Genomic DNA, 15,391 nt, shown 5'->3' on the forward strand with positions numbered 1-15,391 from the left:
ATTAAAAAATAATAAATATTTAAACAATATGTATTTAAACAATAATTATTAAAGGATAAGCAACATAACGTTGCAGATTAAAAGGCGATAAAAATCACCCAAAAACTTTTTTCAGGTTATCAACAACACGCTCTGCTTTTTGTTCTGCCGCTGTCAATTTTCTGCTGACTTCAGAAACACCCTGATTAATAACTGAAATTTCAGCTTGCAAACCACTTACTTGAGTACGTGTTGCGACATTTTCTAACTGTGACAAATCATTTGCCATTTTAGAGAGCAGCTGCTCATTATCTTTTGAATGAGCAACCAAGGTTTTCAGCTCATTCAAAATCTCTGCTTGATAGTAATTTGAGTTTTTGATCTGTGTAGATACCTCATCAAATGTAGACTTGATATCGTTCAAGAATACGATAGGTGAGACTTCATCTTCGAGATTTCTCAATCTATTTTCTGAAACGATCTTTTCTAATTCTTCAATACGTTTATGAATATCTGATGGTTGGTCGATTGATTCGTCCTTAGCTGGCTGTTTGCCCTTTGCTTTCTTCTTATCTTCTTCTTTATACGCAGAGATAATGAAAACACCTGCAACGAGTGAATATGCAGAGATACCTACACCCAGAATCGACGTCATAAACGCGAATGACATCGCGCCAAGAGACGTAGAAATCGCGCTTAGAAGCCCCTCCATACGTGCCGCAAAGTCTGCATCGCCACCTGATAGCGCGGCTGCAATACCAGAAATCATGTCAACCAGACCAAGGAATGTACCCACGAGACCCAATGAAACCATCACTGAACTTGCCATTTTCAAATGGCTTTCAAACATAACGGCTCTGTTTGAAACAGCATTAGGGAACAAGGATAAGCCAAAGCACAAAATAACAATATATGTGTAAAATATGGATACCAGAATAGTGATTTCCGGTGCCAGTTCATACGATGAATTGAAAAAGTCTTGTGCTGGTTTAAAGAAACCAACCAAGATAAAAATCAACACATAAAGTGCGAAGCCAATGTATTTCATCATTTACTCCAAAATATTTCTGTTAAACCACTTTCTCTTGCTTCGTGAAAGTTAATGGTAATGTTGTCATAATCTTCAATAAGTCCAACTTGGGACATAAAACTGAGCAGGTTATACGTAACAACCTCACTCTTATCACTAGAGTACACATCTATAGAAGAAGGTGGCTCTACAAATTCATTTTTTAATATGACCAATTGATCATCAGTAAACTTGTATATTTTATAAAATGATATTTTAAAATTCTTGATATCTAGTATCGGTGGAGTTCTATCAAAAATATCTTCAAAAAGCTTACTGTTTTTTGTTAACGCTATTTTTCCGTATTCTTTTACTGATTCAGGAACAACAGATATTGTACTGATCATGAGAAAGATACTGACCAACAATATCGCAGACATTGCTCCTGTTAAGGCATCCACCATGGGGGCCATTACTTCATCACTTTCATCATCCATCTATCGTCACTCTCTTTTGAAGTCTATATAACAGTAATTCAAACTATGTTCAGATACCGTAGGCCCGTCATACATGATTACGGGTATATTATATTGATGAGAATTCATCTTTATCGTATTAAAAACCATGATGTTATCTGCTGATTTTAAATCAATATCAAATCCTCCTTCACACCCTACCTGTAGATAGTTTGTTTCAAAATTTTCTTTTTCTTTAAGCTCAACAATTTTTTGCTCAACTTCAGTGATGATGTCCTGAGAAACATAATACGTTTTTACTGGATATCTATACGTGTTTTCATCTATTTGTTGCATTACTGAGCTGGGTATTAAGGAGTCGATATACCCAACGACCAAAGTAATAAAAACAAGAATTAAAATACACAAAGATGAAGAGAGCGCGCCAATAAAACCTACCATACAGAAAAATCCAAGTCTTTATTGAACACTGAAAGGACATACTCAATAAATGTCATTTCATCGTTAATGGCATAGACTTTCATTTTCAAGCCAATGAATGCCTTTAACTTTTTCACATTTTCATCTGAGTTCTCGAACGCAATCCTGGCTTTATAGTATCGGCCCCCCTCTTTGGCATATTCTTCGTACGCGAAACTGTCGACACTGACATCAGAAATTCTTCCATAGAACACATTTTTGATCCCAGGTGCTTCAACTTTCATTTTCACTAAACTATTCGTGGAAATGTACGGTCTAAACTTGGAGTCAAATTTTGCGTCTACGAAGATACCGTCGTCATTACGTTTTAGCGTCAGTATTTCAGCATTGCGTTCTATGAAAACACCTTTTGCCAAACCATCTTTAATGGACAGCACAGAACCATCCACTGTGGAGTTAATCACAGTAGAGTCAATCCTATCTGTTACCGTATTGTATTCAGAGATATTAGCCGCTAACTGTTCTTGCGACTTTAACAGCTCATCTTCAGTCTGCTCTGTTAAGTCTAATGTGGTTTGCGTAAAGTCACTGTATGCAGCGTCCGCTAAGCTCTTCGCTTCATCCAGCAATAACTGGCTTTCCAAAACTTGCAGTTTTATCTTTTCAACTTCAAGCTTTGACTCTAAATATCTAACCGTTTCCCCTAAAGACTTGTAAATTAATTCACTCTTACGTTTTAGCAACATCTCCTGTTCATTTAGGTTTTCTTTTTTCAGTTTGAAGTTTTCACTTTTCTTATTAAAGTCACTATTTTTATTGACGTAAGTCTCATACTTACTTTCCACTTTCAGTACAGCAACTGATTTATCACCTTCGAAAACAGCAGGTTTTCCATCCTTTATTGTCTTTTTAAGAAATTTAAGGTCGTTGGAAAACTTTTCTACCTCATTCTTATAGAAATCAGTATTGAAGGTTAACAGCTCCTTTTTGTGGCCATCTTCGATGTTTTCTATCAGCAGCAATGTACTACCAACTTTTACATCATCACCCCGGGTCACATTAATAGACTTAATGATACCCGATGAAGGAGATAGGATATTTACATTACTATCATTAATAGCAAGGATACCTTCCCCTTCAGAAACAATGTCAAACTTGGCCAAAAAGACCAAATAAAACATCACTACCGCAGACACTGCTAACGCAGAGGTCTTTATCGGTTTACTCAACGATATATTTAATAGGCCATCGAGTGATGGTGTTTTTAACTTATCAATGACTTTATTTAATAACATACTCATTTGGAATATTCGCATTAAACTCATTAATCTTAGTTGAAAGATCAATCAACTCATTAAGAATAGTAAGCTTGTTAATTTCCAAATCTAATAGCGATGATATATTCCTGAAAATATCCATTGCGCTTGATTCGTCAACTGACATTTCATTCAGCTGATTTTTGATAACATTTGTCGTCAAGTTTATTTGATTCTCAACACTAGCCATTCTTTCATAAATTAATTTTGACTGGCTTTTCAATGTGTTAAGTTCAACCTTTGTTGTGTGCAGGAACTCGTCATACTCAATGGATTTTTGAATATATTTTTCACGCTCACTTTGTTTGTTCTTGAAACCCGCATAGTTGATCCCTGTGAATGTAGCTTGAACACCAATGTAAGAGTTTCCATCATTGTCATAGGTGTAGCCTTCCGTCGCTACGTTATCTTTGTTCTTTATGCTAGATAATTTATTTTCTTTAATATTGTGCTGAGTAACTAATTCAACTTTAAAGTTTTCATTAGTCGCCTCCATATTATATTTATCAGCCATCAAGCTGTTTCTTTTTGATTTGATTTTAAAATTACGACTTACCACTCGGTCAAAATCAAAAAGATCATCAGTTAGCTTGATATACTCCTTAATGTATGCGTTAGAAAGACCGTACCCATCTTTGTAGAGTGAGTTTGGTGTTAAGTTATTGATTAAGCTCTTATACTGTTCAACTTGAGATTGAATATTAAGAACAGACTCATCAAATTTTTTCAGTGTCACGTCTGCAAAAACACGGTCGGATTTTTTCAAAATACCCGCCTTACTGGATACATCCATTCGGGAAAGCAATAAATCCATTTTCGCTTTGTAGTGTTTTGAACGCTCTAAGAATGTTCTCGCAGCTTCGATCTTGACCAGGTTTTGGTGAACAATACTGTATACTTCATTTACCCGTTGGTTATAGGTATCTTTCTCCGACAGCAAACGATAGTAAGCGGCATCTTTTTGATCACCGACGGTATCACTCCACATTTTCAACCTTGCAGACAACTCCAACGAAAACTCTGTATTTGGAGAAGGATGCCCCGGTCTATCCATTTTCTGCTGGATCTGTGAAGAGATTGTCACCGATGGTATATAGTAATAGTTAGCCGCATCATACAAATGTTCTTCTGATTTTATTGCATGTTTTTGGCTATCAACTTTATATGAGCCTTCAATAGAGTCTACATATAACTGATTGTTATCTAGATGATAAACCCTGTCTTTATCTTTAATATTCAAATCAAAATCAGAAATTGTGGCATAGCTTGCTAAAGGAAAGACGGCCATTAGCAATAACATTGGTTTCGCTTTCATATTAGAATTTCACTCCATAACCAATGTACAGAGACATGCCGTTATATCCTTTGTATGGACTCCAATCGCCAGAAATTTCCCACATACCGTTAAAAAAAGGATCTTTTATATATGCACCCAGACCATAGTAGATCGCATCAATATCATCATCATTTGCGGTAGGATGGCGTGTGTTGAAATAACATGTCGAGTAATTTGAAAAACATTTACCTACTGTCGCCAGGGGGATGACAGAATCATTCAAATAGTAACCAGCGCCAACCGCCATATTCCAAGACCAGAAATGTCCGGTTTTATATTTGTCTGAAATGATGTTGCCACGGCCATAAACACCGAAGTCTGTATCGCCAATGGGGATCAACCCTGAAACATAGAAACCGTTTGCACGTCCCGCTTTTATTCTGTGAGAGCTGACACCAAACGAGAAGATACTGTCATTCTCTGTATCGAGTATCTCATTATCTACAATGTGGTTTACAAAGCTCGGAGTAAGATCTTGGCTATCACTACTTTCCTCAGCAAAGGAAACATTGCATATGAATGTGGATAGACATGCTAATAAGATCATTCTCGTTTTCATATAGCACCTCTTAAACTTGATAGAAAATTTACCCCGATTTGGGATGACGGGATTTTATTTCCAGCAACACTCCACACAAGTTACGAATCCATTTTCACCTTTATTCACATTAGGAAAATTTAGATAAATTTCAGCGCCTTATGCTGTTTCATGTTAATTGATGTTTTTTTTACCTGAAATATGAGGGAAATAGCGTTTGTCTATGGACATTGAACATGCCATTACAGGAAACAATGGCGATAGAGGGAAGGTGGACAATATGAAAGCAGGAGAAATGCGAATGCAGACTGCCGCTCCAACAGGGAGAGTGGCAAGCTCAGATGCCGACATAAAGCAATATTGCTGTTGTTCACGGGCTTGTAATATGAAACGGACAACTCTCGTTGTGCGTAAGCGGTAAGTAAACCAGTGAAGCCTCAGTCAACGCTACTCAGATCAACATTCCACGGCATCAGATCCGACATATCATCGGCGAGTGAACGCTTTGGCAACTCCGTGAACAGGTGCCGGAAGTAATAGTAAGGATTGATATCATTCGCACGACACGTCATCACCAAGCTATACAGATTGGCACTGGCTTTCGCGCCACCGACTGACGTTGAGAACATCCAGTTTTTTCGCCCCGTCGTGAACGGACGGATATCCCGCTCTGTCACATTGTTGTCGATGCTGATATGTCCATCTTCCAGGTAGGTCAGCAGTTTGGGCCACTGATTCTTGGTGTAGGTGATAGCCTGGCCTAGTGCCCCTTTCGGCAACACACTCAGGCTATCCAGCCACGCTTTAAAGTCATTCAGGATGGGCAGGCTTTCTTGCATCCTCATCTGTTGGCGCGCTTGTGCCGACAGGTCTTTGGCTCGCTTCTCTATCCCGTACAGTTTGGCGATAAAGGCTAAGGCTTTTTCGGGCTTTCCCGCCTTTTTCGACGGGGATGCCTTTTGGGCATCAGTGAATTTTCGGCGCACATGCGCCATGCACGCCGCTTGAGTGACACCGTCTACGGTGTCATACGCACTGTAACCATCGGACAACAGATAACCGTGGTAATCACCGAGGAACTCACGCACACATGCGCCTGCTCGGCTGGGGTGATAGTCGTAAATCACCACGGGATTGGGGGTGAACTCGCCGCTGCGATAGACCCACATATAGGAGTTGGATTGCGCTTGTCGGTCTTCTTCTCTCAGCACCTGCACGGTGGTTTCATCCGCACAGATGAGAGTTTCTTTGAGAAGCTGCGTTTTCATTGCATCGATAATGACCTGCACTTTACTGCCTAGCTTCACACACCAGTTTGCCAGCGTGGCGCGGCTGATATCAATGCCGGAGCGGTTGAGGATGTCGACCTGACGGTACAGCGGCAGCGCATCCACGTATTTAGCGGTGACCACCGCCGCGAAGGCTTCGGCGCTGCCAAGGCTTTTGGGGATCATGCTCGCCGGTTTCGGGGCGGTGACCACGTTACTGGTTTCAGCTGTTTGCTCGCACTGGCGACAGGCATATTTGGTGCGCTCGTGGCGGATGACACTCACGCGCTGGGGCAGGATTTTCAGGGTTTCGCTGACTTCCTTACCACATTCATGTAACGGCGCATCACAGCAGTCGCAATACGGGGCATTTAAGGTGTGGGTTTGCACCTCGCGTTCAAGGTCGGCAGGCAGCGGTTTACGGCCGGTTTTTTTGCGCGCTTTGGGTGAGGAAGGTAACGCGTCTTGCTGCTCCGCTTCGTTAAACGTGCCTTTGGCGACTTTTTCGCTTTGGGAAGCAAAGCGTTTGGATTTGCTGAGATTGAGTTGCTCAACGAGCAGTTGCACCTGGGTTTTCAGGGCGGCGACCTCCTCCTCTTTGGCCTGCAACAAAGCATCCTTGGCAAGAAGCATGGCTTTGAGTTGTTCGATGTCATCGGGGAAGTCGGTCATTTGGGGCATCATCTACAGCATGGAATGGTGCCCAGTGTGACGGCTAAAAAGGATCGTTCAAGTGCAAAATCACGATCAGTATCTGGCGTCACACTTCCAGTCCATTTAAGGGCCGATGGGCTTTGCTGTTCTCGAGTGACAGCCCAGAGAGCAACCAGTGAAGCTGGGGTTTACTGATGACAATCACGCCTTGAGGGTTGGGGCGTGGCCATTTGAAAGTGCCTTTCTCCAAACGGCGATAGTAAAGCCAAAACCCGTTGGTATCCCAAAACAGGATTTTGAGTTTATCTCGTCCACGATTGCAGAAGATGAACCAGGCTTCGCTGAACGGATCCATGTCCAGTTGTTCGGCGACAATCAACGACAGCCCATCAATGGACTTGCGCATATCGGTCACGCCGGAGACCAGGAAGACCTTGCCGGACGGTGTCATTGCAGCGCGTCGACCCAATGTTTGATTTGCGCGGGACTGAGTGCCGCTGGCAGCTCTGCACGAATACCATTGGTAAAGAACAGGACAACAGAGAGCGAATGGCGCGGCTCATCAAACTCAATGGGCTGCAACGTCTGCACTGTCTCAGGGGTGCGCAGTCGCTTAGACCAGTAAAAGAAGGTTTGATAGCTAATACCTTTGTCTTCGCAGAACTGTTTTATGGATAGCTGACTTTGCTTTTGTTGCTCGATGACGGATGTCCAGTGAGCGCGTTTTTGTGCTTGGTTCATAGTGCCTCCGTTGAAAAAGGCACTATGTCAAAGCGTCGGCATTATTGGTATGTGGGGTTTATTAACCGCTTACCGTTGTGCACTGTTTTTGACTTTGTATGACTAAAAGAAAAATTGACTGTAGAAAAGGGGAAATTACCGGGGGATTAATACCCAAACAATTTTTATATCTAAATCGCTTGGGTATACATATGATGTAAAAAAGCAAAGCTGTTCGCTTTGCTTTTTTATTCTACCTTATTTGAGCAGTAACACGATGGCGCTACTGGTGATAGAGGAGAGCAATACCGCTGACAGTATCGTCATAAAAAACCAGCTAGGCTTCATCAATACGCTATTCGCTGGATGCTGGCTCTGGCCAATAACATTTGATGACAGCATTCGGTTATTGGCTGAAGGGGGTTTGATCATTGCCAGATCTTTCGATTCAATACGCTTAACTTCTAGCGGTGGCTCATCTTCAGTCACCATTAAGCCAAGGTTTTCCCCTTCCAGGATCAGCATGTAGCCTTCTTTGGGAATGGTTTTGATCTCGCACATTACCCCATCAATTAACTGTAGCGACTTTCTTAAATTAGAAATCGCTTTCGTTAATGATGTTTCACTGACAAAAACCTTACCCCAGACTTTGTCATTAATTTCTTCTTTGGTGATCACCATATTGGCGTTTTCACACAGAAGTTTGAGAATGGCAGCTTCCCTCCCTCCCAGGCTGATAATTTTGTCTGTGGTTAGCACTTCCCGTTTCAGGGTGTCAAAAATAACTTGGTTGCCAAGTAAGTAATTTCTTAACATCGTCTACCTAATCACTCTGTATTTTGTTTGTTTTATTATTGTTATAAAGGACAACTCTCCTATCAGATGACCCAGGATACACTCGCAGAGCATCTTTTTTCATGATGGAGAATAGTCACCTATCAGCGGCATGAAGTTGTGATTAAATGATGAAAAACCATGAAAAATGCTGAAACATTTGTAAATTAAAACAAAAGGGGTGCGCCACCCCTTTTACTGTTTCACCTCATTCACAAAATCAACCGTTATTGCATACTGGTCATCAACTTTGATCAGTCGCCCCGTCGCAACCAGTTCATTACCGCTTTTCAACATCACTTCTGATTGAACAAAGTCATCAATCTTTAGCATCTTGCCTTTGTTGAGTTGATTCAACTCATCCAAGGTCAGGTTGCAGTGGGCAATCACGACATCTAACGCTATTTTCATGGTTACATCGCCTGTGAAAGTCTGATAATGACCTGACGTACGTCTCGAATTTCTTCCTGTGCCGAAGAAATTTCAGTCATTACGTTTCTGAAACGTTGTTGCTCAGTGTCAATATCCACCTGGATGGTATCGTTAAATGCGGTGACGGTTGCATCCAAAGATTGTAGGTCGGTGTAGTTGACACTCATATTTTTTGTTGTATCTAGATTCTTTCCAGTTATCGCCGAAATACCACGCTTATCTTTAAGTTGGTCTGTGATAATCTTGTCTATTTGTTGAAGATATTCTTTTGCAGGTCCACTAAACTTTACTGTTTTGCCATTATCATTAGGATTAGTCCCCTTCATGGTTTCTTGCATCACCAACCCCCATAGACGGCTGATTTCAGAAATGGCATTGGAGCGGGTTTTTACGCTGTCGGCCATAGATTCTGCGCGGTTGGTTTGCTCAACCAGATATTTGCCCAACAGCTCATCAATCAAATCCAAAGGATCTTTAATGGTTCCGGTGGTTTTAGGCGGTGTTGTTTCTTCCTGCGCCTTTTTAATAATGGGATATTGCTCTGTTAATTGTTGCGCGGCAGCCTGACGATCATGGGTTGATATTCCCGCGGCACTGCCAGCATGATTAAGTGTTACATTATGCATCGTCGTTTCTCTTACTTCACATGAATTAAATACGCACGTGTATGTTTTCCATCAAAGAAAACAACCCGATCCTCACTGATTTCCTGAATAATGCCCAGCTTAGGTACCCGGCTACCTTCCCAATAACGTCCTGAATCATCATAGAGATATTTGCCCGAATGGGAGGTATAGAATATGGAGTAAGGGAACTCCGCATCCGTGATCAATTCAGCGCCATCAGCACGGGATTTCAGCTTCGAGATCATGTCGTTCAGTCCACTGTCTGTCAGTACCTGCTTCGCGCGGGTTGGATCAGACACAAACCAGTGATCGCCATCTTTATAAAAGCTGATCGCGTGTTTACCGAGGGCAGCCATGACCAAGTTGTCGAGCTCAAACGTTTCCACTCGAATTTGATCGTGTTCTGACAAGCTGACCACTTCGCCTTTTATCGGCTTGCCGGAATAGTTTGAAATCAGCTCCAAATTAAACTGGCTAGCTTGTAAATTCCCTTTGGGTTCAATGGTCTGAATGTATTTCCCCCACGCATTAGGTAACTCGCTGAAATCAGGCTGTTGCAATGTGTATAGCTGGCCTTGCTTGATATAACCGCTGTTTAACACCTGCATATATTTGCCAAATAGCTGAGCTTGCCTCTCTTCATTAAGCGCATAACCCCCCAACGCCAATGCCAGGTGCACACCTACACTCACCAAAAGAAGAGGTTGGAACTGTTTCAGACGAAAACGCTTTAACGAAGGGTTACGCTTACCTTGACGATAAACACACAACGTTAACCCTTTATAACGATAGAGTTTATTTTCCGTCAGTTTCAGCGTTTTTTTCGACAGTCCCCTCGCCTGGATAGTCCCGCCTTGCTCTTCCAGTTCAATGTGCTCATCCGCAGATAAAAATTCCGGCAAAGGGATCCGATTTTCATCCGAACTTTCACTGCTACCGACCAACACCAGTTTATTTTCAATCGGTAACGTTACACCTTTAATACATCCGCTAAAAAATTCAACGAGCCACATTGCTTTCTATCTCTTGTCGAATTTGCTTTGCAAGCGTCAGGCTATTGTTGACTTCTTCCAGTAAGGTTCTTGGATGCTCCGGCATCGGTATATGGCGCACCAAACAACATCCCAGTTTTTTTATCTCGGCCAGGTAGCCATCTTTACTCAGGGCAAACGACCCATTGATTTTCACCTGTGTTTTGCTGGCGACTTTTTGCCCTACCACCGCGAGCACCACGATTTGGTTGGACAATCCGATGCGTTGACCGTCTTCAATGCGGAGGTCGCACCCTTGGTAATGGCAGATGAGACCTTGATCCCTCTCCAAAGAGACCGCGCTTTGTCCAATCATTTGAGCAAATTCGTTCACCAGCAAGGCGAACTTCCTATTTTTCATCGGTACGGAACCTCACTTCGATGACGAATCGACGCTGCATCACGCGTTGTTGTGGGGTGGAAAGCCCATTTTCTACCGTTCCACGCAGCTTCATCGGCATATAGTTCAAACCTTCTTCAACCAAGAACGTTCTCACAGACTGAGCCCGGCGATCCGCCAATACTCGGTTCTTTTTGTAATTACCGGAAGAATCCGCAACGCCATAAATGGTCAGCTCATCAACCGGAAGGTGTTTCAGGTTGTCAATCACTTCAAACAGGGTTTGCACGCCTTTATTAGTCAGTTGGTATTCATTCACTGGGAATAAATCGCTGAATACCAAACGCAGTTGACCATGGCCGGTTAACATGCCCTGCACACCATCCATATTGGTGTTCATATTAACGGGATAACTCGAATAGCGACGCTGCGCTGCTTTAGGATCCCAGGCACTCAAGTCCACTTCACGGCTGGCATACGGATCGACCAGGTTGCTGTAACGCCAATAATCTTCTTCACAGTTGTAAACCTGATTTAAGCCATAGGTATTGAGGTTCGCAATGTAAAAACGGTTTGGCTCCAGGGGTTGTGCAACCTCAACACAGGCCAATGCATGGGGGTAACCATCTTCATACGTGGGTGCCCGTCTTACCCAAAATCTCACGTTATCGACATCACCCACGTGAGAAACAACAATATTGTAAATATCAGGCTGCCACTCTTGATCTAAAATCAGGTTATTGTCTTTCACTTGGTTGCTACAGCCAGAAAGCAATGCCAATGCAAAAGAGCTAGCAAGTAGTGATTTTTTAAACATTATTTTTCCTTTTTAATCGAGAAATAATGATTGCGACATCACGGAAAAATTCGGGTGGCAGAAAATCTTCGCCTTGCTTCATTTTCGTGTAGATAGCACGCGCCAATGGAACATTCTCGATAATCGGAATATCCATTGTTTCCAATCGGCTTCTTTCTTCCAACGCAAGCGACTCAGTGCATATTTTTAATACCACTGGCACACGCTCAATCTTGGGGTCATAACAAATCGGCACCAAGATATGCGTTGGGTTTGCTAAAGCAAAGTTCGGCCTTCTACCCTGCGTTATTGGTGTTTCCATTACCTCACGCATTCGCCGTTTTCGCTCATACTTTATTTCTGGAGAACCCTCGGTTTCCTTCAACTCGTTTTTCATCTCGGTGAATGTCATACGGTTTTTCTGCATGAAATGGTATTTTTCTGCCATGAAATCGACCGTGCCCACACAAACACCAAATATCAAATAAAATACTGACGCTGCTAAAATTGACAGCATTAAGTAGTAGATAAAATACGGGTAATTGTTAATTTCATGTAACTGATATAACTTACTCCCCAATACATCTGCCACATACTTAAGCAAAAACAATAAAAATAAAAGCTCCAGTATTTTTCTGAGTGAACGGGAAATTGCCTCAATACCAAATATATTCTTAGCACCGTTGACTGGGTTTATTTTATCCATTTTCAGCCCCAGTGCTTCCGTGCTGACAACCGCTTTATTGATCATTACCCATTCAAATGCCGCCATCACTAATTTTAACAGAGCTAAACCACCAATACACCACCAGAGCACATCGTAGCCACTGTCTAATCCAACCTGAACATCTGCTTGCAGTATTGCTGAAAACCATTCGCTTGAGTATTCAAACAAATAATACAACGCAAGTATGATGATCACTGTAAATACGACCAACTCTAATGTTGGTTCAGCCAGCTCTGTTTTAGGAAATTGACCTTTTTGTTTTAAGTCTCGTAATTTCTTTTCTGTGGGCGGATATTTCTTGGGTTCTGTAGATTCCTCCATCATACCCTCCGAGAATCATTACTTAAATGTTAATTGTCTCCGAGTTTTCAATACAATTAGAGTTAACAATATCTGCATGGCTGCAAACAATCACGGTACTCATGACTTGTTGGAAGAATGCTTTCACAACATTGAGTTCATTTTCATTCACGACAACCACAGGTTTAACACCATACTGAACAAGCAGTCGTTTTATTTCGTTACGAAGCCCTGTTTGTACCGCGATCAAACGATCAACATCATCAAACTCACCAGCCACAAAGCCTGATATCTCTTCAGTTAGCTCAGGGGTTAGCAAGACAACATTGACTTTACCTTCTTGGTTTAACAAATTCGCCGTAATGTCATACCTTGCCTGGCTGCGGATGCGAGTTAACCAGTTTCTCGGATCACTTTCAACACGAGACCAGTAAATTAATGCTTCGAAGAAGCTGATGCGGTCCAGATAAAACTCCGGTGACCGGATCATTTGTTTCAACACATCATGCACGCGATTCAACCCCACAGCAGAGTCGATTTCACTTTTCATGATCTCACTTTGCTGTGCCAAGCCCGCAACAATGTTGTTACTGTACTGAAGGTTATATTTTTCAATAAAGCGATGATGAATAAAGTAACTGATGATGTTATTCAAATTACTGGCGACATCCGCAGAAGCCACGAACAATTCATCATTCTGAATGTCTACTACACTGCCTGCTTCAGCATGTTTGTAGCTATACATTTCAATATCAGAAACATAGACCTTCAGATCATCCTCAAGTGTTGGATCAACAAGCACCGCGGGTGACCCCAATGCCTGGCCCCATAACACTTTTTCTTTGTTCTCAACATTACGCTGAACCAGGCTCTGATATTGGCTATCACGGAATACAAACTTCAGTGATTCAAACAAGCCATGGCCTTTAGGCTCAAAGCTGCTGACGGCAACCTCGTTATCGTCTTTTTTCCAGAGCCACATTGCCAGGCCACCACACAGTATGGCTAGCGGTATACAAATATACAGCAAGTTAGGGTTGGCGATACCCAGCACAATAATGATCACACCGATCACAAGCAGACTCTTCCAGAATGTCCGGATCTGCGTCATCAGCTGTGTCATAAATGAGGTGGATTCATCATCCGACCCTTTAATACGGGTCAGGTATACACCACACGCCATAGACAGCAACAAACTGGGGATTTGTGACACCAGGCCATCACCGACAGTCAATACAGAGAATCGGCTTACACTGTCTGCCAATGACAGGTCAAACTGGTTGATCCCGACATAAATGCCGCCAAAAAGGTTCACTAAACTGATTAAGATACCCGCGATTGCGTCGCCCTTTACGAACTTCATCGCGCCATCTAACGAACCAAACAGTTTGTTTTCTGTACCCAGATCTGCACGCAGCTTCTGGGCCTGTTCACCCGTGATCAAGCCACTTTTTAAGTCACCATCGATCGTCATCTGTTTACCTGGCAACGCATCCAGAGAGAAACGTGCGCCCACTTCAGCCACACGCTCCCCCCCCTTGGTTACCACCAGAAACTGTACAATGGTGATAATGATAAATATCAGCAGCCCTGAGAGTAAGTTCCCCCCCATTACAAACTGACCAACAGTTTCAATGACCTGCCCCACATCTTCGTTTGCGATAATATTTCGTGTCGTCGCAATCGAAAGCAAAAGACGAAATGTGGTCAACAGCAGCACCATGGTGGGCAAAAACGTCACCTTTAACGGTTCATCGTTTTCCAACATGATGACTAATAGCAATGCTGAACTGACAAAGCTTATCATCAAGAAGAAATCAATCACCACGCCAGGCAGTGTTACCAGAATGATTGTCGGTAATAAAAAGGCAATCAGAACACTACTGGGGTTAAAGAGCAGCGATGATTTACGTAATTTCAGTGATGATAGACGTAACTTCGCTATCATATTGCGTCTAATCCTCGCTTCAATTCTTCAACGATTGTCTTGCTATCAATAGTGATAATGCGATCTTCGTTCTCGATAGTCAGGATGACACCGTCTTCCTGTTGCTTCGTCTCCACTTGCAATTCTTTACAAACATCATCCATTTCACTGTGCAACACTTCGACCAAATGCGAGATCAGCTTCTCACTATGTGTTAGCTTGGTTAAACGTGCCTGAATTTCACTGGCTATCTGATGTTTCAGTTCTCGTTTAATCTCCGAGACCGCTTCTTCCTGTTCTCTTAAGTGGCGAGCGAGTTCCTTTTCAGCAACATTGAACCATTCAATTTGCTGCTCTTGCCACGCATCAGACAGTTTTAAGTATTCTTCCTCTATAGCATTATTTAACAGTTGCTCTTTCTCTTCCAACATCACAAGCACTTGTTCTTCAAGCAATGCCTGATATTCCTTTACCTTCTCTTCTAGCGCCATGATGAGCGCTTTAGACTCCTGGTAAGTTGCTATTTCAGAACGCTTGATCAGATTAGATTGGCGTGACCGCACGAAGCCCACGCGAGGAATCGCTTTTTGCGATGCATCTAATTCGATATACAAGGAACTCACCCTTTCATTCAAAATTTTTCAGATTTTATCTATCCCAAA

Annotated in this window: 18 protein-coding genes; all 18 read right to left on the minus strand. The window is 42.3% G+C overall.

Going from position 1 to position 15,391, the window contains the following annotated elements; genetic code table 11:
- Positions 1–94 precede the first annotated feature (94 nt).
- The 18 genes from VHA_RS18410 to VHA_RS06660 all read right to left on the minus strand — a co-directional run bounded on the left by VHA_RS18410 (position 95) and on the right by VHA_RS06660 (position 15,343).
- Positions 95–1,027, minus strand: a complete 933-nt coding sequence (locus VHA_RS18410; protein ID WP_005502976.1) for a hypothetical protein — start codon at positions 1,025–1,027, stop codon at positions 95–97.
- Positions 1,027–1,485, minus strand: a complete 459-nt coding sequence (locus VHA_RS06580) for a hypothetical protein (protein ID WP_040528390.1) — start codon at positions 1,483–1,485, stop codon at positions 1,027–1,029. The genes VHA_RS18410 and VHA_RS06580 overlap by 1 nt, the downstream gene beginning before the upstream one ends.
- Before the next feature lie 6 nt (positions 1,486–1,491).
- On the minus strand, positions 1,492–1,905 hold the full coding sequence (locus VHA_RS06585; protein WP_040528391.1) for a hypothetical protein: 414 nt from the start codon (positions 1,903–1,905) through the stop codon (positions 1,492–1,494).
- Complete coding sequence (locus tag VHA_RS06590) at positions 1,899–3,185, minus strand: HlyD family secretion protein (RefSeq protein WP_123912588.1); 1,287 nt, start codon at positions 3,183–3,185, stop codon at positions 1,899–1,901. The genes VHA_RS06585 and VHA_RS06590 overlap by 7 nt, the downstream gene beginning before the upstream one ends.
- Entirely contained in the window at positions 3,166–4,515 is a 1,350-nt protein-coding gene (locus VHA_RS06595; RefSeq protein WP_005502978.1) for a TolC family protein, read from the minus strand. The genes VHA_RS06590 and VHA_RS06595 overlap by 20 nt, the downstream gene beginning before the upstream one ends.
- 1 nt (position 4,516) lies before the next feature.
- Positions 4,517–5,095 carry a hypothetical protein gene (locus VHA_RS06600; protein WP_123912587.1) on the minus strand — a complete coding sequence of 193 codons (579 nt, stop codon included), beginning with the start codon at positions 5,093–5,095 and terminating at the stop codon, positions 4,517–4,519.
- Between the two features lie 416 nt (positions 5,096–5,511).
- Positions 5,512–7,014, minus strand: coding sequence for an IS66 family transposase (gene tnpC, locus VHA_RS06605; protein WP_005501078.1), 1,503 nt, complete (start codon positions 7,012–7,014; stop codon positions 5,512–5,514).
- Positions 7,015–7,102: 88 nt separating this feature from the next.
- Positions 7,103–7,465 (minus strand): IS66 family insertion sequence element accessory protein TnpB, encoded by a 363-nt coding sequence (gene tnpB, locus VHA_RS06610; RefSeq protein ID WP_133163958.1) that lies wholly within the window; start codon positions 7,463–7,465, stop codon positions 7,103–7,105.
- Positions 7,444–7,737, minus strand: coding sequence for an IS66 family insertion sequence element accessory protein TnpA (gene tnpA / locus VHA_RS06615; protein WP_005501083.1), 294 nt, complete (start codon positions 7,735–7,737; stop codon positions 7,444–7,446). Before tnpA ends, tnpB begins: the two co-directional genes overlap by 22 nt.
- A gap of 237 nt (positions 7,738–7,974) precedes the next feature.
- A complete protein-coding gene (locus VHA_RS06620) occupies positions 7,975–8,532 on the minus strand; it encodes a winged helix-turn-helix domain-containing protein (RefSeq protein ID WP_005502982.1) in 558 nt (185 codons plus the stop codon).
- Positions 8,533–8,745: 213 nt separating this feature from the next.
- Positions 8,746–8,961 carry a FliM/FliN family flagellar motor C-terminal domain-containing protein gene (locus tag VHA_RS06625; protein ID WP_005502983.1) on the minus strand — a complete coding sequence of 72 codons (216 nt, stop codon included), beginning with the start codon at positions 8,959–8,961 and terminating at the stop codon, positions 8,746–8,748.
- Positions 8,962–8,963: 2 nt separating this feature from the next.
- Complete coding sequence (locus VHA_RS06630) at positions 8,964–9,608, minus strand: hypothetical protein (protein ID WP_005502984.1); 645 nt, start codon at positions 9,606–9,608, stop codon at positions 8,964–8,966.
- 11 nt (positions 9,609–9,619) lie between these two features.
- Positions 9,620–10,621, minus strand: coding sequence for a hypothetical protein (locus tag VHA_RS06635; protein ID WP_005502985.1), 1,002 nt, complete (start codon positions 10,619–10,621; stop codon positions 9,620–9,622).
- Positions 10,608–10,973, minus strand: a complete 366-nt coding sequence (locus VHA_RS06640) for a hypothetical protein (RefSeq protein ID WP_269467214.1) — start codon at positions 10,971–10,973, stop codon at positions 10,608–10,610. The genes VHA_RS06635 and VHA_RS06640 overlap by 14 nt, the downstream gene beginning before the upstream one ends.
- Before the next feature lie 16 nt (positions 10,974–10,989).
- A complete protein-coding gene (locus VHA_RS06645) occupies positions 10,990–11,796 on the minus strand; it encodes an OmpA family protein (protein WP_005502987.1) in 807 nt (268 codons plus the stop codon).
- Complete coding sequence (locus VHA_RS06650) at positions 11,789–12,823, minus strand: EscU/YscU/HrcU family type III secretion system export apparatus switch protein (protein ID WP_005502989.1); 1,035 nt, start codon at positions 12,821–12,823, stop codon at positions 11,789–11,791. Before VHA_RS06650 ends, VHA_RS06645 begins: the two co-directional genes overlap by 8 nt.
- Before the next feature lie 22 nt (positions 12,824–12,845).
- Positions 12,846–14,750, minus strand: coding sequence for an FHIPEP family type III secretion protein (locus tag VHA_RS06655; RefSeq protein WP_005502990.1), 1,905 nt, complete (start codon positions 14,748–14,750; stop codon positions 12,846–12,848).
- On the minus strand, positions 14,747–15,343 hold the full coding sequence (locus VHA_RS06660) for a hypothetical protein (protein ID WP_040528400.1): 597 nt from the start codon (positions 15,341–15,343) through the stop codon (positions 14,747–14,749). Before VHA_RS06660 ends, VHA_RS06655 begins: the two co-directional genes overlap by 4 nt.
- Positions 15,344–15,391 lie beyond the last annotated feature (48 nt).

This window comes from Grimontia hollisae CIP 101886 (assembly GCF_000176515.1).
Taxonomy (GTDB): Bacteria; Pseudomonadota; Gammaproteobacteria; order Enterobacterales; family Vibrionaceae; genus Enterovibrio; species Enterovibrio hollisae.